This window comes from Enterococcus sp. PLH-Efm8 (genome assembly GCF_053011625.1).
This window is the reverse complement of sequence record NZ_CP172568.1, coordinates 2383397-2403083: the sequence shown is the minus strand read 5'-3', so window position 1 is coordinate 2403083 and position 19687 is coordinate 2383397. Positions and strand designations below refer to the sequence as shown.

The 19687-nt window shown below is 39.1% G+C and carries 18 protein-coding genes, 3 pseudogenes and 1 riboswitch; of the genes and pseudogenes, 16 read left to right on the top strand and 5 right to left on the bottom strand.

The genetic code is table 11. The features are described 5' to 3' along the window. The first annotated feature begins 1 nt into the window (after position 1). Positions 2-901 carry an RluA family pseudouridine synthase gene (locus ACIFUW_RS11880; RefSeq protein ID WP_002294562.1) on the top strand — a complete coding sequence of 300 codons (900 nt, stop codon included), beginning with the start codon at positions 2-4 and terminating at the stop codon, positions 899-901. 17 nt (positions 902-918) lie between these two features. Then, positions 919-2280 carry a magnesium transporter gene (mgtE, locus tag ACIFUW_RS11875; RefSeq protein WP_002294561.1) on the top strand — a complete coding sequence of 454 codons (1362 nt, stop codon included), beginning with the start codon at positions 919-921 and terminating at the stop codon, positions 2278-2280. A 61-nt stretch (positions 2281-2341) separates the two neighbouring features. Here the strand turns inward: mgtE and ACIFUW_RS11870 are convergent, their stop codons facing one another. Next, the gene (locus tag ACIFUW_RS11870; protein WP_002294560.1) at positions 2342-2983 is read right to left on the bottom strand and encodes a copper homeostasis protein CutC; all 642 of its coding nucleotides are present in this window, start codon (positions 2981-2983) and stop codon (positions 2342-2344) included. A gap of 108 nt (positions 2984-3091) precedes the next feature. On the opposite strand from ACIFUW_RS11870, the gene ACIFUW_RS11865 reads away from it, so the two are divergent. From ACIFUW_RS11865 to ACIFUW_RS11845, 5 genes are all read left to right on the top strand, one after another. Beyond that, positions 3092-3958, top strand: a complete 867-nt coding sequence (locus ACIFUW_RS11865) for a methyltransferase domain-containing protein (RefSeq protein ID WP_002294559.1) — start codon at positions 3092-3094, stop codon at positions 3956-3958. A 220-nt stretch (positions 3959-4178) separates the two neighbouring features. Then, a complete protein-coding gene (trmL, locus tag ACIFUW_RS11860) occupies positions 4179-4682 on the top strand; it encodes a tRNA (uridine(34)/cytosine(34)/5-carboxymethylaminomethyluridine(34)-2'-O)-methyltransferase TrmL (protein WP_002289592.1) in 504 nt (167 codons plus the stop codon). 48 nt (positions 4683-4730) lie between these two features. Then, on the top strand, positions 4731-5390 hold the full coding sequence (locus ACIFUW_RS11855; RefSeq protein WP_002294557.1) for a histidine phosphatase family protein: 660 nt from the start codon (positions 4731-4733) through the stop codon (positions 5388-5390). 19 nt (positions 5391-5409) lie between these two features. Continuing rightward, positions 5410-7998 (top strand): SF1B family DNA helicase RecD2, encoded by a 2589-nt coding sequence (gene recD2 / locus ACIFUW_RS11850; protein ID WP_002289594.1) that lies wholly within the window; start codon positions 5410-5412, stop codon positions 7996-7998. Positions 7999-8100: 102 nt separating this feature from the next. Continuing rightward, complete coding sequence (locus ACIFUW_RS11845) at positions 8101-8328, top strand: hypothetical protein (protein WP_002289596.1); 228 nt, start codon at positions 8101-8103, stop codon at positions 8326-8328. Positions 8329-8437: 109 nt separating this feature from the next. On the opposite strand, the pseudogene ACIFUW_RS11840 reads toward ACIFUW_RS11845, so the two are convergent. Next, positions 8438-9066, bottom strand: a pseudogene (locus tag ACIFUW_RS11840) (response regulator transcription factor). Beyond that, positions 9063-10172, bottom strand: a complete 1110-nt coding sequence (locus ACIFUW_RS11835; RefSeq protein WP_002317394.1) for a sensor histidine kinase — start codon at positions 10170-10172, stop codon at positions 9063-9065. The pseudogene ACIFUW_RS11840 and the gene ACIFUW_RS11835 overlap by 4 nt, the downstream one beginning before the upstream one ends. 86 nt (positions 10173-10258) lie before the next feature. Here ACIFUW_RS11835 and ACIFUW_RS11830 point away from each other — a divergent pair. The 3 genes and pseudogenes from ACIFUW_RS11830 (at position 10259) to ACIFUW_RS11820 (ending at position 13501) form a co-directional block, all read left to right on the top strand. Continuing rightward, a pseudogene (locus ACIFUW_RS11830) lies at positions 10259-11183 on the top strand (ABC transporter ATP-binding protein). A 13-nt stretch (positions 11184-11196) separates the two neighbouring features. Then, a complete protein-coding gene (locus tag ACIFUW_RS11825) occupies positions 11197-12342 on the top strand; it encodes an ABC transporter permease (protein WP_002294551.1) in 1146 nt (381 codons plus the stop codon). Next, a complete protein-coding gene (locus ACIFUW_RS11820) occupies positions 12329-13501 on the top strand; it encodes an ABC transporter permease (protein ID WP_002303131.1) in 1173 nt (390 codons plus the stop codon). The genes ACIFUW_RS11825 and ACIFUW_RS11820 overlap by 14 nt, the downstream gene beginning before the upstream one ends. Positions 13502-13599: 98 nt before the next feature. Here the strand turns inward: ACIFUW_RS11820 and ACIFUW_RS11815 are convergent, their stop codons facing one another. Next, a complete protein-coding gene (locus tag ACIFUW_RS11815) occupies positions 13600-14565 on the bottom strand; it encodes a diacylglycerol/lipid kinase family protein (RefSeq protein WP_002303130.1) in 966 nt (321 codons plus the stop codon). 537 nt (positions 14566-15102) lie between these two features. Further along, positions 15103-15149: riboswitch (PreQ1 riboswitch) on the top strand. A gap of 12 nt (positions 15150-15161) precedes the next feature. Between ACIFUW_RS11815 and ACIFUW_RS11810 the strand changes: the two genes are divergently transcribed. Then, positions 15162-15665 carry a QueT transporter family protein gene (locus ACIFUW_RS11810; RefSeq protein WP_002294548.1) on the top strand — a complete coding sequence of 168 codons (504 nt, stop codon included), beginning with the start codon at positions 15162-15164 and terminating at the stop codon, positions 15663-15665. Between the two features lie 55 nt (positions 15666-15720). Here ACIFUW_RS11810 and cbpA read toward each other — a convergent pair whose 3' ends face one another. Then, positions 15721-16365 (bottom strand): cyclic di-AMP binding protein CbpA, encoded by a 645-nt coding sequence (gene cbpA, locus ACIFUW_RS11805; RefSeq protein ID WP_002294577.1) that lies wholly within the window; start codon positions 16363-16365, stop codon positions 15721-15723. Between the two features lie 161 nt (positions 16366-16526). On the opposite strand from cbpA, the gene rpmG reads away from it, so the two are divergent. From rpmG to ACIFUW_RS11780, 5 genes and pseudogenes are all read left to right on the top strand, one after another. Beyond that, positions 16527-16679 carry a 50S ribosomal protein L33 gene (rpmG, locus tag ACIFUW_RS11800; RefSeq protein WP_002294578.1) on the top strand — a complete coding sequence of 51 codons (153 nt, stop codon included), beginning with the start codon at positions 16527-16529 and terminating at the stop codon, positions 16677-16679. A gap of 23 nt (positions 16680-16702) precedes the next feature. Then, complete coding sequence (gene secE / locus ACIFUW_RS11795; RefSeq protein WP_002294579.1) at positions 16703-16873, top strand: preprotein translocase subunit SecE; 171 nt, start codon at positions 16703-16705, stop codon at positions 16871-16873. 100 nt (positions 16874-16973) lie between these two features. Then, complete coding sequence (gene nusG, locus ACIFUW_RS11790; RefSeq protein WP_002294580.1) at positions 16974-17519, top strand: transcription termination/antitermination protein NusG; 546 nt, start codon at positions 16974-16976, stop codon at positions 17517-17519. 76 nt (positions 17520-17595) lie between these two features. Beyond that, positions 17596-18483, top strand: a complete 888-nt coding sequence (locus ACIFUW_RS11785) for an alpha/beta fold hydrolase (RefSeq protein WP_002294581.1) — start codon at positions 17596-17598, stop codon at positions 18481-18483. A 91-nt stretch (positions 18484-18574) separates the two neighbouring features. Beyond that, positions 18575-19675 (top strand): annotated as a pseudogene (locus ACIFUW_RS11780) (lactate oxidase). Positions 19676-19687 lie beyond the last annotated feature (12 nt).

Here is a 19687-nt window from a genome sequence, read left to right as displayed (position 1 = left end):
TATGCAGTTTACATGGGATTATGAGAAAGATCATTCTCAGCAAGTAAAATATTTTTTAAAAGAAAAAGGGATCTCAAAGGGTCTGTTAGCGAAAATAAAATTTCAAGGCGGTCAAATCAAAGTTAATGATCAAGTAGAAAATGTCTTGTTTTCTCTAGCTAAGGATGATAAGGTAACCATTGTGATTCCTGCTGAAGGAGAACATGAAACCGTACTTTTGGATGAAACACCGATCGATATCGTGTATGAAGATGAACACGTTCTGGTAGTAAATAAACCAGCAGGCGTTTCGTCTATTCCTGCCCAATACCATCCAAATGGGACAATGGCTAATCGTGTAAAGGCTTATTATAAAAAACAAGGTTACGAAAACCAAGTAATCCATGTGGTGACGCGACTAGATCGGGATACATCTGGTTTGATGCTTTTTGCAAAGCATGGATTTGCGCACGCAAAATTAGATATGCAACTTCGTGAAAAGAAGTTTGTGAAAAAATATCAGGCCTTAGTCAGTGGAAGGCTTTCAGATTTATCGGCACATGGACATATCGATTTGCCGATCGCCCGAGATTATTCTTCGCTATTGAAGCGAATGGTCTCTGATGAAGGACGTTCGGCACAGACTGAGTACTGGATAGAGAAGCGACTAACAGAAATCGCGTTAGTTGATATCCAGCTGCATACAGGAAGGACACATCAAATAAGAGTTCATTTTTCCGCAATTGGCTGTGCCCTGCTCGGTGATGATATGTATGGCGGGCGAATGGATCTGGGAATAAAAAGACAAGCCCTTCATTGTTATGATCTGCGTTTTTACCATCCATTTACAGAAGAGTTGCTGGAGTTCAAGCAGCCTTTAGCCGCAGACATGGAGGCAGTTGTGAGACGGTTTGAAGAATAAGGCGAGGTGAGATTGGTTTGGATGAAAATCAAGAATTAGAGGAAAGATTTGCCCAGTTGACTCAAGATTTAAGGGAAAATAATATTCAGGCATTCAGAAACAGTTTTTTAGAGATGCATATCTATGAGCAGGGGCAATTCTACCAATCTCTTACAGAAGAGAACAGGCAGCTGATCTATTCCTATCTGTCGCCTAAAGAATTAGCGGATATGTTCGATGTGATTGAAGAAGACAACGAACATATGAAAGAATACCTAGATGAAATGCGTCCTAGCTATGCAGCTGATATGCTTTCTGAGATGTATACAGATAATGCTGTTGACTTGCTTAATACGCTGGATAAAAAGCAAATTGCTAAATATTTAAGTTTGATGTCGGCAGACGATGCCAGTGAAATCAAGGAACTTCTCCATTACGAGGATGAAACGGCTGGCGCGATCATGACAACTGAATTTGTTTCGATCGTAGCCAATCAAACTGTTCGCTCTGCGATGTACGTGCTGAAGAACGAAGCAGATGTAGCTGAAACAATCTATTACATCTATGTCGTTAATCAAGAAGGTCAGCTAGTAGGGGTTATTTCTCTGCGCGACCTAATCGTGAATGATGACGACGCAATGATTTCTGATCTGATGAGCGAACGAGTGCTTTCAGTTCATGTAGGCGACGACCAAGAAGATGTGGCACAAACATTTAGAGATTATGACTTCTTAGCTCTTCCTGTTACCGATTATGATGATCATTTGTTAGGAATCGTCACAGTCGATGATATCATCGACGTTATTGATGATGAAGCTGCTAGCGATTATTCAGGACTTGCCGGGGTCAATGTGGAAGAAATTAATGAAAATCCAGTAAAGGCAGCGTCTCGACGTTTGCCTTGGCTGATCACTCTGTTGTTTTTAGGTATGTCGACCGCTTCTTTAATCAGTCACTATGAAGACTTGGTAAGTGAAGCGAGTATTTTAGCAGTCTTCATTTCGCTGATTACAGGAACTGCCGGTAATGCTGGAACCCAGTCGCTAGCTGTGGCTGTTCGTCGACTTGCGATTTCTGATGAGAAAGATCATGGATTTGTTCGACTTGTTTTGGCTGAAGTCTTGACCGGCGTTGTCACAGGAGCTGTTACGGGGATCACGATTTTTCTAATCGTAGGTTTTTGGAAACATAATTTTATCTTGGGGTTTGTCATAGGGATGGCTATGCTATTTGCAATCACAGTGGCGAATCTTGCAGGTAGTTTAATCCCGATGCTAATGGATCGTCTAGGATTTGATCCAGCAGTAGCAAGCGGTCCCTTTATCACGACTTTGAGCGATTTGACGAGTGTACTGATTTATTTCAATATTGCTTCTTTATTTATGGGCTATTTTATGTAAAAAAACAAAAACATTTGCAATAAGCATTATGCCTGTTGCAAATGTTTTTTTGTTTATAAGATTATAACTGAAGATCCACGATTTTGGTTCCGTGTACTTCGCTTACGTTCAATTCTTTAGCTACATGTGCTGCATTCTCTGCAGTGACACCACCACCAGGCAAAATGATTAAGCGGCCATCTGTATAGGCAATCAATTCTTTAAGCCGTGGGAAATTTTCTACAATAGTTTTGTCAGCAGGACCGCCATGAGTCAAGATACGGTCAACACCATGTTCTACCAGCCAATCGATTGCTTCGAATTGCCGATCTTCAGGAATACTGTCAAAAGCCATATGGAAGGTGATCTGCAACCCTTCTGCTGTTTCGATCAATAGTTCTAAGGCCTCTTCGTCTAGCCAGCCTGAAGGAGTAAGACAACCAAATACTACGCCATCCGTCCCTAATTTCTTTGCTTCAATCAAATCAGTATGCATGATTTTCAATTCGATATCGTTATAGACGAAGTCGCCCCCTCTAGGACGAATAATCGTCATTACGGGGATATCTTTTTCCCCAGCATAACTTAACGTTTCTTCGATCACACCAGTACTCGGGGTTGTGCCACCGACCGCTAAGTTGTCACACAATTCGATCCGATCGGCTCCTCTAGCAATTGCTAGAGGAATAGATGTGTAGTTTTCAGCGCAAAATTCTTTGATCATCTAATCTTCTCCTTTATCTTTCACTTTCTTCTAGGCATTGTATCATATTTTTAGCAGTTGCCAAAGTGAGCATCTAACGGTAAGATAAAACAGAAATGAGGGGGAACTATGTTAAAAAAAATTGACCGAGGACGCCAGTTTTTGGCAGAAAATCATCAGCTGTTCCGCTGTCCGGTTTGCCAAGAAGAAGTAAAAAAGTCTGATAATGGCTTGATATGCAAAAATAATCACCGTTTTGACCTTTCCAAAAAAGGAACACTTTATTTTTTATCCCATGCGGTTAAAACAGAATACGATCAAGGAATGTTCGTTCCAAGGCGTAGAATGATCCAATCTGGCATGTATCAGCCCGTTATTGAGACTATTGCGCAGCATTTACCTGAAGAAGTCTCGCTATTAGATGTTGGCTGCGGAGAAGGTAGCTTCTTGAATGAACTTTCAAAATTGAAAAAGATTCAAAATGCTGTTGGATTTGATATTTCAAAAGAAGGAGTCTACGCAGCTACAGAACAATCTGCCGAAGCATTTTGGTGTGTAGCTGATTTGACCAATTTGCCGTTTGCTGATCAAACATTCAACGCGGTTTTAAATATCTTTTCGCCTTCTCATTACCAAGAATTCCAACGTGTACTCTCAGAAGATGGAGAAGTGTTGAAGGTGGTGCCACAAGAAAATTATTTAAAGGAACTACGTCAGGCTTTTTATCCGAATCAACCTGAAAAACAGAGTTATTCCAATGAACGTGTAGTAGCCAAGTTTGCTGAAGCAATGAAATTAACTGAACGTCAGCGTGTAACCTATGAATTTGAGATACCAGAGGAAAATCAAAAAGATCTTTTGGCCATGTCACCTTTAGAATGGCAGGTAGAAGAGCGAATCAAAGCAGACTTATATAAGAATCCTTTGAAGAAGATTACAATTGACATAGAATTATTAAAAGGAACTAAGAGAAAACGTTTTTCTAGCAGTTTTTAATGAGTAGAGGTTGCAAAAAAAAGTTGAGGGTGTTATATTAGCAACAAGTTGTTTTTTCATTGGTTTTTATCAGGTTCCTGTTCTGATAAAAGTTAGTGAGAAGAGCTTCACTAACGTAACGACTCGCAGTGACTGACACCGAGTTGATACGTTTTTTTTTATGCAAAAATCAAATTGTCAGAAAATAGAAACGAACATAAATATGAGAGGAATGATCCTGATGAATCATATCGTTTTATTTGAACCATTAATCCCTGCAAACACTGGAAATATTGCCCGTACGTGTGCAGCCACGAATACTCCGCTTCATTTAATCGAGCCACTAGGTTTTTCAACTGATGACAAACATCTAAAACGGGCAGGGTTGGATTATTGGAATGATGTAAATATTACTTACCACAGTAATTTAGAAGCTTTTTTAACATTTTTAGGTAATCGTAAACTACATTTGATCTCAAAATTTGCCCATAAAGTATATAGTGACGAAAATTTTGCTGATGGAGAAGAGCACTTCTTTTTATTTGGAAAAGAAACAACCGGTTTGCCAGAAACATTTATGCGTGAAAACGAAGAAAAGTGTTTACGCATCCCTATGAATGATGAGCATGTCCGCTCATTGAATTTATCGAATACAGCTGCAATGATAGTGTATGAAGCACTTCGCCAGCAAGGATTCCCTAATTTAGAATTGACGCATCACTATGAAAATGACAAGCTGGATTAGACAGTTTATTATAGAGTAAAATAAAAGAAAGACAGGAGTTTGCTGCGTATGGAACTATATTTTACCCGACATGGGAAGACACAATGGAATCAGGAAAGACGTTTTCAAGGGAGCAATGGCGATTCTCCGCTTTTGCCACAAAGTTACGAAGAAATCAAAGCATTTGGGAAAAAGGTAAAATATGTTCCTTTTAAAGCAATTTATTCCAGTACAGCAAAGCGAGCACGTGATACAGCAGAAGGTATCAACAAAGAGCTTGCTCGTCCGGTAGAGATTTTTTATACAGATAAGCTAAGAGAACTAGGGCTGGGTACTTTAGAAGGTCAGTCGATCGATGAAATGTACCAGAAATATCCGGATAATCTGCCGAATTTGCGTAATCATTTAGATCTGTATGATCCTTCTCCTTTTCACGGAGAAACGATTGAATCGGCAATCACACGTATCGAAACTGTTGTAGCAGATGCGGTTGCCCAACATAAAGATGGCCCACTTTTATTCGTAGGACATGGAGCTTCTTTAACTGCAGCCATTCAATGGATGACAGGAAAAGAGCTAAGTGAGTTGCGTGAAATGGGTGGATTGTTCAATAGTAGTTTGACGATTTTAGAGACTGAAGAGCCTTGCAGATTATTGCCATATGAACTGAAAGTATGGAACCAAACAGATTTTTTAGGAACTGAAACAGCACCAGAACCTTTACTATAGAAGAAGGAGGCGGCTTCCGATGCAGCCAGAAGAAATGCCTTATTTCGTTGGTACAGTTGCCGCGATTTTTTTTCAAAATCCTAGTAATTTTTACAAAGTGCTTTTGGTACACATCAGTGAAACCACAGCTGATTACCGTGAAAAAGAGATTGTAGTCACCGGAAGTTTCGGCGATATTCAAGAAAATGAGACTTATCGTTTTTATGGAGAATTAGTGGATCATCCTAAATACGGAAGGCAGCTTAAACTCGAAAGATATGAGCAAGAAAAGCCAACAACTGCAAATGGGATCGTAGCGTATCTTTCCAGCGAAAAATTCCCAGGAATCGGGAAGAAAACAGCAGAAAAAATTGTAGAATTGCTGGGAGAAGATGCTATCGAAAAAATCATTGCTGATCCTTCGGTATTAAAACAAATCTCCGGTTTGACGAAGCCAAAAAGAGAAATGCTTGCTGAGACGATTCGGCTAAACCACGGGATGGATCAAGTGATCATGGGACTGAATCGTTACGGGTTCGGTAGTCAGTTAGCTTTCAGTATCTACCAGGCCTATAAGAACGAGTCTTTGGATATCATCGAAGAAAATCCGTACCAGCTAGTCGAAGACATAGAAGGAATCGGGTTCAAACGTGCAGATAATCTAGCCGAACAAATCGGTATTGCAGCAGATTCACCGAGAAGAATTCGAGCAGCTATCTTGCATCAGATTTTTCAGCATGCAGTTCAAACAGGAGATACATACGTACCGGCGGAGACATTGCTTCAGCAAACGATCCGTATTTTAGAAACAAGTCGCCCAATTGAAATCCAGCCTGATCAGGTTGCTACTGTAATTATCCAACTTGTTGAAGAAGGAAAGATACAACAAGAAGAGACTAATCTTTACGAAAACAGTTTGTACTTTTCTGAATGGGGGATCGGTAATTCGATCCAGCGCCTTCTCAGTCGTAAAAAAGAAATCCATTATCCTGAAAAAGAAGTGCAGAAGAATATTCGGCGTATCGAAAAAATATTCGGCATACAGTATGGACCTTCGCAAGAACAAGCTATCGCTGAAGCAATCCGTTCCCCTCTATTTATTTTAACAGGAGGACCAGGTACGGGGAAAACTACTGTGATCAACGGAATCGTCAATCTTTTTGCAGAGTTGAACGGACTGGAATTGGATCCTTCAAAATATACCCAAGAAATTTTTCCTATTCTACTTGCAGCACCAACTGGCCGAGCAGCTAAACGAATGAACGAAACGACAGGTCTGCCTGCCAGTACGATCCATCGTCTTCTGGGGCTGAATGGACGGGAAAAAACACCTTCAGTCAGTACGAAAGAATTAGAAGGCGGACTTTTGATTGTTGATGAGATGTCTATGGTCGATACATGGCTGGCTAACACATTATTCAAAGCGATTCCGACGAATATGCAAGTTATCTTAGTAGGAGACAAAGATCAGCTTCCCTCTGTCGGTCCTGGTCAAGTACTCCATGATCTTTTGGAAATCGAACAAATTCCCAAAATGGAACTCAATCAGATTTATCGGCAAGGTGATGGTTCTAGTATTATTCCTCTTGCCCATGAGATCAAAGAAGGACGTCTGCCAAAAGATTTCACAAAGAATCAAAAAGATCGTTCCTATTTCCGAAGTGATGCTTATCAAATTGAACCCTTGATCTCTAAAATTGTGGAAAAAGCGAAAAATAAGGGATTCCGTGCACAAGATATCCAAGTATTAGCACCAATGTATCGGGGACCTGCAGGGATCGATGCGTTAAATAAAATGATGCAGGAGATATTCAATCCAGGGAAACCTGGAAAAAAGGAAGTACATTGGAACGACACCGTTTATCGGATAGGAGACAAAGTCCTCCAATTAGTCAATACTCCCGAATTGAATGTATTCAATGGAGATATGGGAGAAATCACGGGTATCATCTTGGCAAAAGATTCTGAAGATAAAGTGGATGAATTAGTTATCCAGTTTGATGCAAATGAGGTCACTTATAAAAGAAACGAATGGAATAAAATCACTCTTTCTTATTGTTGCTCAATCCATAAATCACAAGGCAGTGAATTCAAGATGGTTATTTTGCCCATGGTCCATCAATATCAGCGGATGCTTCAGCGTAATTTGCTCTACACGGCAGTGACTCGCAGTAAGGAACTGTTGATTTTGTTAGGGGAAGAGCAAGCCTATGTCACTTGTGTAGCGAATGAATCAGCAAGCCGGATGACTACGTTGAAATCAAGGATCATGGATAATGATAAAATGAATATCACTCTCCGGACCAAACTAGCAGCTTATGAAGATTCTTTGGTCGGAAATGATCCATTTGAAGATGGGAACTATACAAAAGAGCCACGGGTTGTAAAAGAAAAGCTACCTGTAGAAGATGACAGTGGGACGAATGAAACGAAAAACCAAGTAATGGAAACAGTGGAACCAGATCTGTTTTCTTCATTTGTTGGAGAAGAAAAGAAAGAAGAGGTAGAACCTGCTGTTTCTAAAGATTTCGTTCTTACAGCAGAAGTGATCGATAACCAGTTAGTAGATCCGATGATTGGTATGGAAAACAGTTCTCCCTACGATTTTATACCGGCAAAAAATGCTTGATTTTAAAGATGAGAAATAGCTAAAAATGATCGTTGGTTAGCGTTTTCTTTTGTTTTTTCAGTGTGATATGCTAAGCTGAAATCAAAAGGGGGGCGTTACTTTATGGCTAAAGAAACCGAAGATAAATTAGCGAAATTAGCAAAAGAATCTGGCAATGACTTTAAAAAGTTAGATGAGATGGAAAAAGAATTCAAATTGAATGAAAGTCCTGATGTAGAACGAGACGATCGTGAAGAATCAAAACTAGAAAAAACGTTAGACAAGGCGCCTATTTTTCCGCCTAACACGCCGAACAATCCAACGAATCCTGGCAGCCCTGCGAATCCTTGATTCTTTCAATCGTGAGGAAATGGTTTGCGGGACAATTGAATAGAAGATGTGAAAAAAACCTGAATGATGCGAAGGAGCATCATTCAGGTTTTTTTGTGTTAGATAAGACTTATTGCAAATGCTGATAAAAATAGATAGCCAATTGCGTGCGATCCCGTAAATCTAGCTTTTCTAGTAATTGGCTGATGTAATTGCGAACAGTGCCGTCACTCAAGTACAAGGCATCTGCAATTTCTTTATTGTTTTTCCCGGCAGCTACTTCTTTGATGATTGCAAGCTCACGTTCACTAAAAGAAGCATAAGCATGACTATCAATCGTCGGTTTATTCTTCATCATTTGAGTGAAAGTCTCGATGATTTCATTACCAAATACGGCCTGTCCATTATAAGCGGATTTGACAGAAGGAATAATCGCTTGCAAGTTCTGTTTGATTAAATACCCTTTGACACCGATGGAAAATGCTTCGCGGATGTATTCTTCATCTTTGAATGTCGTCAAAAGCAAAAGGATGGCTTTGGGAAATTTAGCCAAAATTTCTTTGGCAGCATCGATGCCCGTTTGTTTAGGCATGCGGATGTCCGTCAGCAAAACATCGGGACGATGGGTTTCGTATAAGACTAGCGCATCCTTGGCACAATGACCAATGCCTAACACACGGATCTCTTTCGTGCTTTCTAAAATGGTTTGTAACGATTTCGTCACAAATGGATCATCTCAATAATGACTACTGTTATCATTGGTGTCCCTCCCTTGGTAAAATGATCGTTAACTGAAATTGCTGGTTTTCTTGGAAAATATGGACTTGTCCCTTTTGTTCTTGAACACGTTGACGCATCGTTTTCAAACCAATACCGGGAGCAGAATTTTTTTGTGGGCTGGTGCCATCATTCGTGATTTGCAAGCGATAAAAGGCCGGCAACGTTCGAAAATGTAAAACAACGGTTTTGGCATGACTATGTTTGATACTGTTGGTTAAGGCTTCTTTGATGACCATTAAGAAGCAGTTTTGCTGCGTTTCATTCAATCCTTCAAACAAGTTTCCTTCAATCGTAACAGAAGAAGGAAAATCAGCGATCAGAAACTCTAAGGAGTGTTGAAAAGAGATCGATGTCTCATGGAGGTCATGGACACTTTGACGAATCCGATCCATCCCAGTGTGAACGGTGGCACTTAAATTTTCTAATGGTTCTTTTAGTTTTGGTTCTTGATTGATCATTTCAAGCGCACCAATTTGTAAAATCGCACTTGACAGCAGATGACCGACATTGTCATGGATGTCTCGGGCAATTCGGTTCCGTTCTTCCACAATTTGCAAGGCTAATTGTGTTTCTTGTGACAGGGCCAATGCTTTATTTTGTTCCGATAACTCTTGTTGTTTTTCCCAATGAGTATCTTTGGAGACAATGTACTTTTTCTCAAGATCGGTCGTTCGTTGATCTTTTTTTCGTAAGTAAAAGGAAAAAAACAGCAAAATTACGACAAAGGCGACCTTGATGGGGGGATGATTACCAACCGTCGAAATCAACAAAAAACCTAACAAAAACAAGTAATCAAGGTGGCTTTCTTCAGGGGCGATCACTCGCATCGTCGCTGGCAGAAACAGGACAAGATCAGGTAAAAAGGCACATAAAAGAAATAGAATAACTTGGAAAATCCAATTTGGCTTTGTAGGCAGTAAATAACTGACACCAGTGAATAAAACGGCGATCAATAAATAGATAACTTGCATAGCAACGAATCCTTGACTTACCAGCAAAAGCAATGAGATAACCAGTAGAAAGCTAGTTTCGTTGAGTAGCCGAGATTTATGCATAGCAGACTCCTTCATTGTGACAAATGTCATGTGTGGTTTAGCCAATCGTCACTAGTTTCTTTTCTTGCACTTTATTATAGTCAGATCAACAAGAAATTTGGAAGGAGTTTTTCATGATGATTATCGAAATTGATAAATTAGTCAAACGCTATGGAGATTTTGTAGCATTGAATCATTTTGATCTGCAAGTACAAGAAGGAGAAGTCTTAGGTCTGTTAGGACCAAACGGCAGTGGGAAATCGACTGCCATCAACTGTATGCTTTCTTTGTTAAATTATGACAAAGGAACCATTAAATTGTTCGGGACAACAATGACTCCTGAAAATTATGCTGTCAAGGCAATGATTGGGGTCGTTCCTCAAGACGTTGCGGTCTTTGACGAACTAAGTGTGCAAGAAAATATCGATTATTTTTGCGGTTTATATGTTTCCGAAAAAGAGAAAAGGAAAGCCTTGATTGAAGAGGTGATTCAATTAGTGGGATTAGAAAAATATGTTTCGTTTCGTCCAGGAGAACTTAGTGGTGGCTTGAAACGTCGGTTGAACATCGCATGTGGGATTGCCCACAAGCCGCGGTTAATTTTTTTAGATGAGCCGACAGTAGCTGTAGACCCCCAAAGTCGGAATAAAATTTTAGAAAGTATCAAGGAGCTGAATCGACAAGGAGCAACCATTGTCTATACAACACATTACATGGAAGAAGTAGAAATTCTTTGCGACCAGATCGTGATCATGGATCAAGGACAGGTGATTGCTAAAGGAACCAAAGAATCTCTAAAAGATATGGTACGGACGGCGGATCGTTTGACGATCGACATCCCATTACTCCCAGAAAACGTGTTGTCAGCGAACAATAGCTTCTGATGGAATCGCTTATAAAAAAGGTCAGCTCCAAGTAACAACTACTGAACTAAATACAGTATTGTTGCCGATTCTTACAATCTTACAAGAAGAAAAGATCAGTTACGGAAAAATAGCAACCAAAGAAGCGTCCTTGAATGATGTCTTTTTAGAGATTACTGGCAAGGATTTGAGAGACTAGAGGAGGGGAAATAATGTTTTGGCATTTTTATAAATATCGCACAAAAATACTGCTGCGAAATAAATCCATGTTGTTTTGGACATTGGCCTTTCCAATTCTTTTAGGATTGATGTTTATGGCGGCCTTTGGCGAGATTGATCAAGGTGGCAATCTCGAAACGATTAATACTGGAATTGTAATCAAAGCGGATCAAACAGCGCTTTCGGAAAATTTTACCACAGTCTTAGAACAAGTCGAAGTCAATGATAAACCATTATTTGAAGTACAGGAACTATCGGAAGTAGAAGCGAATGAAAAGCTAAATGCAGATGATTTGGCTGGTTTTTATCTCATTGATGGTTCATCTGTTTCGCTCCATGTGGGTCAAGCAGGAATGAGTCAGACGTTGATGAAAAACGTCATGGATCAATTTTTACAGCGTATTGGTATAATTTCGAGTAAAGTGGCAGAAGTGGAGAACGTTGATCTCGCGCCCATCATGACTGTTTTTGAACAAGAAGTATCTTTTCAAGAAGTTCATGCAGGTCGTAATATGAGTTTCAAAAGTTTTTATTTCTTCACTCTGATTGGAATGGCGATTCTCTACGGGACGATGTGGGGGGTCCGCAATGTACAGGATCAGCAAGCAAATCAATCGTCAAATGGTATTCGCTTGTCCTTGATTCCTAGAAAGCAATCGTTAGTTTCAATCGCTAATTTGGCAGCAAGCTTTACGATTGTTTTGACAGAGATTTATATTATGTTAGCTGTCTTTCGTTTTATCTATCAAGTAGACTTTGGTGAACGTTGGCAATGGTTGATGATTGTTACCGCTCTGGGGTCGTTGTGTGCGATTTTGTTAGGTACATTGGTTGGTAATTTGATACCAAAAATGAATCTGGTGCAAAAGGATAGCATCTTGATTTCAGTGACGATTGCGATGAGCTTTTTTGCTGGTATGATGGGGTCGGAACAAGTGAAGTATTGGATTGATCTTCATATTCCGATTGTTGGTCAATTAAATCTCGTCAACTTGATCAGCGAAAGTTTGTATAAACTTTATTTCTACACTGATTTGGCTAGTTTTTATACCAATCTTCTATGGTTGATCGGATTTATTTTCCTTTTTGCGTTAGGAAATGCTTGGATGGAAAGAGGGGTGCGTTATGACGCTTTATAAAACGATTTGGACATTGCTTAAAGCAAATAAATCGAATTTACTGATAGGTGTAATTATCACTGTTGTTGCCACATTCTTTTTTGCGCAAAATATTGATGTTGAAAATACCTCTCTGCAAGATGCGAAAATCGCCTTGATTAGTGAAGAAGAGTCGCCTGTAGTCGATGGCCTTCGTAAATATTTGAATGACAAGGAAACAGTCGTTACATTGGATGGAACCTCACAAAAAGAAATCGATGATGCTCTTTATTTTAATCGTGTAAACATTATCTTACATCTGCCTGCAGACTTTACCGAACAAGTCGAAGTAGGAAAGATGCCGACGATCAAGATACAGAGTCGCCCAGATGCCTTTTCTAAAACAGTTGTTACACAGCAAGTGAACACCTTTTTGCAAACACTGATTCTGTTTCAAGAAGAAGATAAAACAATCGATGCAGCTATGGAACAGACACAAATGGCACTCTCGGTTACTGGAGAAGTTGAGCTAAGTGCGGGATATAGTCAGCGGATGAAAAAGCTGTTGACGGGCACAACCTTTAATTTCTTGTCTTATGGGTTGTTTCTATCCATTTTTAGCGGTTTCAGCGTCATCAATCTAGCATTTAATCGCAAAGAGATCAGTAAACGAAACCAGAGTGCGCCCATTACCAAACGAAACTTGAATCGCAAAGTAACCTTTAGTTTGATTAGTTACTCGCTGCTGTTGTTCAGTGGCTTCTTACTTCTAATGGTTCTGTTAGTGATCCACACCTCGTGGGATATAACGGTATGGTATCATATTTTAAATACTTTCTTGTTTTTATTGCCGATCATTAGCTTTTCGGCTTGTATCACTTCATTGGTAAAAAACTCAGAAACCAGCGGTGGGATCAAAGATATTTTTATCACAGGCAGTTGCTTTATCGGTGGGGTGTTTGTACCAGCAGAATACTTGCCAGAAATGGTTAGCAAAATAGCGGCATTCACACCAACATATTGGTTTGTTCAAAATAATAACTTGATCAGTGAAACACTCAGTTACAATCAAACATTTGCAGAATCTTTTTGGTTCAATGGTTGTGTCTTAGTTGCTTTTGCTGCGGTGTTTTCAATGATCCAATTTATTTTGGGTAAAGAAAGAAACTATCGATGGCAACCCAATTGGGCAAAGAATTAACTGCATAGTAAAAAAAGGACTGTGACAAAAGTCGTGTCACAGTCCTTTTTTCCGAATAAACGGTGTTCCAGATGTAGCTTCTGACAAAACCTCTTTTATTAACACCAAAACAACTGTTTAGTTGTGGTTATTGTGATATCAAAAGGTCGTTTTTCCATTTCTTCTCCATCTTCTTGACCATGTTGCGGTGTTGTTGAAACGATACGTAATCTGTTTGTTGTGTAGTGATGGAAATATTTCGATTTCAATTGTTTTTTCTGTATAAGTAAAAGAATGAGCCACAAGATTTTAAAGAAATTGATTCGTTCGACCACGACAAAATCAATGACTGGTTTAGACGCATCAGCAGTTGGAACAATCGCGATTCCTCCGCCAAAAAAAGGATGCTTCGTTGCTGTACATAAAAATGCGTTTGAAAAACTTAATTGTTTTCCTCCTGCATCTACCAGAATTGGAAATCCTTTTTGAGTGAATAAAGCACGGAGAATAGAGAATAAATACGAAAATGATCCTAAGTTGTATTTGTTCAATCGCTTTTTTGTGGAAGAATGATTTGTCGCATGGACGATAGCTGCATCTAATCCTATACCGAAATTATTAACAGCTATTCCTTTTTTTTCACTTATTTTTTCTTCATAAGCCATTATGTGGACTTTTTCTGGTGATTGAGCTGCTAAAATCAGCTGAAGTCCTTTTTTGGGATTTTTTGGAAGGCCTGCCCCTCGAGCAAAATCATCTCCAGAACCTGCTGGAATATAAGCAACTGGGAATTCTACTTCCATCTGATAGAAAGTATCAAGTACCTGATGTAAGGTGCCGTCACCTCCTACGATGATCAAAAGGGGGAAAGTATCGATTGTTTTCTGTTCTTCTTCTATCCAAGGAATCAATGTTTCTTTTGCCAAAGTTTCAGCAATCTCAGCATCGTGTCCTTTGTATTCACTATAATGAAGTGTATAGTCAATATGCTTATTTTTTAATACCGGTAAAATTCTTTCTGCTACTTTATAGCCATTTCCGCTGCCTGCCGATGGATTGATCAATATATGATAATGGAATTTCATGATTTCCTCCTGCTATTCAATAAAACAAGATATTTTAATACTCCTGTTTGCTGGTTAACCAATAATTAGCAAGCTTTTTCTATTTTTTGAATGAAAGAAACTTGTTTTTTCAAAAAAATCTGTTACAAAATTAATTCTTGGTTATTATAGCAGAAGTCTAGGAAAATGAAAAAGGTCCGAAGACCGAAAAACACAAAAAAGCCTAGCAAGCGCATGATCCATTACTTACGTAAGGAGAAGTTCCAAGGTTCGGCATGTCCACTTAGATCTTCAGCTGCTTGCTAGACCGTTCTCTAGTAAGAGGTTGCTCAAATTCCCACATCCTTTTTTATTTATTTAAGTTTCACAACAATTCTGTTCTTGCAGATCCTACTTCGTCTGCTTTACTGGGAATTCTTATGACCCCTTACACTTACTTTATACCATATCCCACGATTTTTAGCAAACGTTTACATTGTTTAAGCTTTTGCTTTTTTAAAAGCAGATAAGACGGATTGAAATAAATGAAAAGTCTGTTATAATTATTGTTTGTTTCACATAACCGCGGTTCATCAACCATCCCGCGTTAAAAAAACTAGGAGAAAAGAGGAGAGAAAATGCAAAAAACGAAAAGCAGACAACGGTTATCCGTAATCGTTGTAAATGGCATCATCATGGCTCTTTATCTAGCGTTAACTATTTTAGTTGCGCCTGTATCCTCAGGGCCGATCCAGTTTCGTATTTCAGAAAGTTTGAATCATTTAGTTGTCTTTAACCGTAAATTGCTTTGGGGAGTTTTAGGCGGGGTCATCGTCTATAATGCCTTCTTTGGTTTTGGTATCATGGATGTGGTTTTTGGTGGCGGCCAAACATTGCTTTCTTTAGGCCTGACAGCTTTATTGCAAAACAAAGTGAAAAATGTAAAGATGCGTTTAGTATTGAACACGATCTTCTTTACCATCAGCATGGGACTGATTGCTTATATGTTAGTTCCAACAGGTGGCCAAGCATTTTGGACAACCTATGGCACGCTTGCATTAAGTGAGTTTATCGTCATGGCTGTTTCAGCACCATTGATGTATTATTTAGATCGCGCGCTTGATTTTGAAAAGCGTGTCTAATTATAAAAAGCGAAAAAAGAAAGCAGATTAGCTGTTTTCTTTTTTCGCTTTTTGATTATGCTTCTTGGTTTTGCAAATTTTCAATTTCTACCACTTTATAATTCTTTTTCTCTAAGTGGTTGACGATCGTTTCACATACTTTCGCTTCAGTGTTAGCCGGTAGCGTGATCAATGTACGTCGAATGTATTCGTCTTTTTCGATATCAAGAGTAATACAGCTGGCAATGCTGCTGTGTTTTGAAATGATTTTTGCAATAGCAGCCAAATCTCCTTGCTTTCCTGTGGAAGCAATTGTCAGTACATAGCTTCCTTGTTCTACGCTCCAAGATTGAGAGAGCATATTAAGCAACGTACTATGTGTCAAAATACCATAAAAATGATTTTCACTGTCAAGGACAGCAATATAAGGAAGCTCTTTGATCGTAAAGAATACTTTGAAGAAAGAAGTATCCAGGTAAATGAACTTTGTAGCGTTTTTCAAAAGATGAGTGACAGGAAGCGTCATATCACCGCCATTTGCTTTATGACGATAGATATGCATTTTGTAAATGTTTCCACGGAAAATATTACCTGAAGAATCTAAGATCGGCACACAACGGTATCCGGAAGTTTCTAAAATTTTTAATGCTTCTTCTAATGTACTAGTCTCTGTAACGGTTGTCAGATCTTTTTTCTTATATACAAGTGTTTTTAATAGCATCGCTATACCTCCAATTGTCTCATTTTAGCTTAATTTCAAATTAATCATATCATAATTTTATCCAAAACAATAGATAGTTTATTTCACAAATTGACAAGTAAAAAGTTACGTGATACTGTTATGAAGTATAAGTCTGATTCTCAGCAAGGGGGCAGAAGTAAATGGCAAAGAAAAAAGCAGCACTCGCTTGTTCCGTTTGTGGGTCTCGCAACTACACAAAATCAGTCAGTGAAGGAAAAAGCGGCGAACGTTTGGAAATCAATAAGTTTTGTAAATATTGTAATCAATATACATTACATAAAGAAACGAAATAAACAGTAGCAAGGGAGGTTGTCTCATGAAATTTCTAAAAAGCGTAAAAGATGAAATCAAACAAGTAACTTGGCCAAGCAGAAAACAACTCCGTAAAGATACGTTAGTAGTCATCGAAACTTCTATTATTTTCGGATTGATGTTTTACGTAATGGATACAGCCATCCAAAGCTTATTTGGCTGGATTTTAAAATAACTCGCTAGCCACAACGTACTTTTAGTGCTATAATGAAGCGAAAGAAAAACTTCGGGTGTACTGAGGTTTTTTTATTTTACAATGAAATGAGGAGCCTTCAATGGAATCTTTTGAAAAAAACTGGTATGTCTTGCATACATATTCAGGATATGAAAACAAAGTAAAAGCAAATATCGAATCTCGTGCGCAAAGTATGAAAATGGCCGACTTTATTTTCCGTGTCGTTGTTCCTGAAGAAAAAGAAACTGAAGTCAAAAATGGGAAAGAAAAAGAAATCGTTCATAAAACATTCCCAGGATACGTACTTGTTGAAATGATCATGACAGACGCTTCATGGTATGTTGTCCGCAACACACCTGGTGTGACAGGATTCGTTGGTTCACACGGAGCCGGAAGCAAACCAGCACCATTACTTCCAGAAGAAGTCAATCATATCTTGCGTTCTATCGGTATGAGCCTGCGACAAAATGATCTAGAAGTAGAAGTTGGCGAAGTCGTGAAAATCATCGAAGGCGCATTTGCTGGATTAGAAGGACAAGTAACAGAAGTTGACGGAGAAAAAGAAAAATTGAAAGTCAACATCGATATGTTTGGACGTGAAACCAGTACAGAACTTGATTTCGATCAAGTAGATAAAATCGATTAATAAAGAGACTTGAAATGTCGATCATATGATTGGCCTTTCAAGTCTTTCTTTTTTCTATATGGAAAGGAAGAGGTGTATGACAGAACCAATCAAAAATTTATGCAAACGTGCAACTGCAGCAGCTTTAGTCCTTATCAGTTTGTTTGCGTTAAGTGGTTGCCAGACGACGAAGATAAATACTACTGAAGTTTCTGATAAAGAAAAAACGGCAGAATCCAGTAAAGTGATAGAAAAAACCACTATTCCAACACTTTTTTTCCACGGCTACAGCGGGACAGAAAATTCCTTTAAAGGGATGTTGCGGCGTTTGGAAAAAAATCAGCAAGCAGTAAAAGAATTGGTTTTAACAGTAGGAACAGATGGACAAATACAAGCAACAGGAGATTTGTCTGGAAAAGCAGACAATCCGATGGTCCAAGTATTGTTTGAAGATAATAAAAATAACGAGTGGAATCAAGCAGAATGGATCAAAACTTGTCTTTTGTATCTGAAAGAAAACTACGGCATAGATAAAGTCAACATAGTGGGGCATTCCATGGGAGGAGTTAGTGCACTACGCTATTTAGGAACGTATGGACAGGATACGTCATTGCCACAAGTTCAGACATTAACAGCAATTGGCGCGCCTTTTAATGATTTTGTCGATGATAGTGCGCAGTCTCTGACAGATGAGTTAGCAAAGGGGCCTGCTGTCGTTTCTAACCGCTATCAAGATTACCAGCAAATGATCGGTAATATTCCTATAACCACTCGATTTTTCTTGATTGCTGGTCAACTAGATGAAACAGACTTGAGTGATGGAACAGTACCGTTAAACAGTGCATTAGCGGTCTATGCGTTGTTGAAGCAACGCGGAAATGAAATAGAGGAAAAAGTAGTGACAGGTGAAAATGCCTCTCATAGTATGCTTCATGAAAACCAAGAAGTAGATCAGCTTGTAAGTCGATTTATTTGGAAAGAATAGCGATAAAAGTATCTGAGAGTAAATGTTTGCTTACTTTTTGTAAGTTTAGTATGATTTATATGTAATCAAGAAGATGAAAGAAGGATCTACTATGACTTATCATACAAGTAATGAAGAACATCCAATCGATATTGTAAACATTGCCTAACTAGAAGGTCGTGTAAAAGAGCGCATGGAAGCAGGAGCTTTTGGCTATATTCGCGGTGGTTCTGAAGATGAGTGGACGATGAAAGAAAATACGACTTCTTTTAATACAAAGAAAATCATGCCACGGATATTACGCGGAATCGACTCAGCCGATTTGCATACATCTGTTTTCGGAATTGAATTAGATACACCGATTATCCAAGCGCCATCAGCGGCCCAAGGATTGGCACATGAAAAAGGGGAAGCTGATACAGCTAAAGGAGTAGCTGCTGCTGGATCAATCTTTTCCATCAGCACTTATGCAAATACGACAATCAAAGACGCAGCCGATGCAGCGCCAGGCGCACCGCAGTTTTTCCAATTATATATGAGTAAAGACGACAGATTCAATGAGTTCATTTTGAACAAAGCAGTAGAAGCAGGGGCTAAAGCTATCATTTTAACGGCAGATTCAACGCTCGGTGGTTACCGTGAAGAAGACGTCATCAATCAATTCCAATTTCCATTACCAATGCCTAACTTAGCTGCGTATAGCGAACAAAGTGCAAGTGGTAATGGCGAAGGAAAAGGAATCGCAGAAATTTATGCAGCTGCAAAACAAGGCTTGACACCAGATGACATCAAAACAATCAAAGAAATCACCCATCTTCCAGTTATCGTAAAAGGAATACAATCGCCAGAAGATGCAGTAATCGCTATCTCTGCAGGGGCAGATGGTATCTGGGTATCCAATCATGGTGGACGTCAACTAGATGGAGGTCCTGCGTCCTTTGAAGTATTGCCAAAAATTGCCGAAGTAGTCAACAAACGTGTACCAGTGATTTTCGACTCTGGTGTCCGTCGAGGAGAGCATGTCTTCAAAGCTCTGGCAAGTGGTGCTGACTTAGTTGCGATTGGCCGACCAGTGATTTATGGGTTGAATCTAGGTGGGGCAGAAGGAGTAACATCTGTTTTTGAACACCTGAACAAAGAATTGTCGATCACGATGCAACTTGCAGGAACAAAAACGATCGATGAAGTAAAAAATACGAAATTGATGGATTAATAAAAAACGAAG

Bases quoted from the DNA above. Each gene is read 5' to 3' on its own strand.
- ACIFUW_RS11880 (WP_002294562.1), top strand. From the start codon at position 2: ATGCAGTTTACATGGGATTATGAGAAAGATCATTCTCAGCAAGTAAAA.
- ACIFUW_RS11870 (WP_002294560.1), bottom strand. From the start codon at position 2,983: ATGATCAAAGAATTTTGCGCTGAAAACTACACATCTATTCCTCTAGCA.
- ACIFUW_RS11865 (WP_002294559.1), top strand. From the start codon at position 3,092: ATGTTAAAAAAAATTGACCGAGGACGCCAGTTTTTGGCAGAAAATCAT.
- trmL (WP_002289592.1), top strand. From the start codon at position 4,179: ATGAATCATATCGTTTTATTTGAACCATTAATCCCTGCAAACACTGGA.
- ACIFUW_RS11855 (WP_002294557.1), top strand. From the start codon at position 4,731: ATGGAACTATATTTTACCCGACATGGGAAGACACAATGGAATCAGGAA.
- recD2 (WP_002289594.1), top strand. From the start codon at position 5,410: ATGCAGCCAGAAGAAATGCCTTATTTCGTTGGTACAGTTGCCGCGATT.
- ACIFUW_RS11845 (WP_002289596.1), top strand. From the start codon at position 8,101: ATGGCTAAAGAAACCGAAGATAAATTAGCGAAATTAGCAAAAGAATCT.
- ACIFUW_RS11835 (WP_002317394.1), bottom strand. From the start codon at position 10,172: ATGACATTTGTCACAATGAAGGAGTCTGCTATGCATAAATCTCGGCTA.
- ACIFUW_RS11825 (WP_002294551.1), top strand. From the start codon at position 11,197: ATGTTTTGGCATTTTTATAAATATCGCACAAAAATACTGCTGCGAAAT.
- ACIFUW_RS11820 (WP_002303131.1), top strand. From the start codon at position 12,329: ATGACGCTTTATAAAACGATTTGGACATTGCTTAAAGCAAATAAATCG.
- ACIFUW_RS11815 (WP_002303130.1), bottom strand. From the start codon at position 14,565: ATGAAATTCCATTATCATATATTGATCAATCCATCGGCAGGCAGCGGA.
- ACIFUW_RS11810 (WP_002294548.1), top strand. From the start codon at position 15,162: ATGCAAAAAACGAAAAGCAGACAACGGTTATCCGTAATCGTTGTAAAT.
- cbpA (WP_002294577.1), bottom strand. From the start codon at position 16,365: ATGCTATTAAAAACACTTGTATATAAGAAAAAAGATCTGACAACCGTT.
- rpmG (WP_002294578.1), top strand. From the start codon at position 16,527: ATGGCAAAGAAAAAAGCAGCACTCGCTTGTTCCGTTTGTGGGTCTCGC.
- secE (WP_002294579.1), top strand. From the start codon at position 16,703: ATGAAATTTCTAAAAAGCGTAAAAGATGAAATCAAACAAGTAACTTGG.
- nusG (WP_002294580.1), top strand. From the start codon at position 16,974: ATGGAATCTTTTGAAAAAAACTGGTATGTCTTGCATACATATTCAGGA.
- ACIFUW_RS11785 (WP_002294581.1), top strand. From the start codon at position 17,596: ATGACAGAACCAATCAAAAATTTATGCAAACGTGCAACTGCAGCAGCT.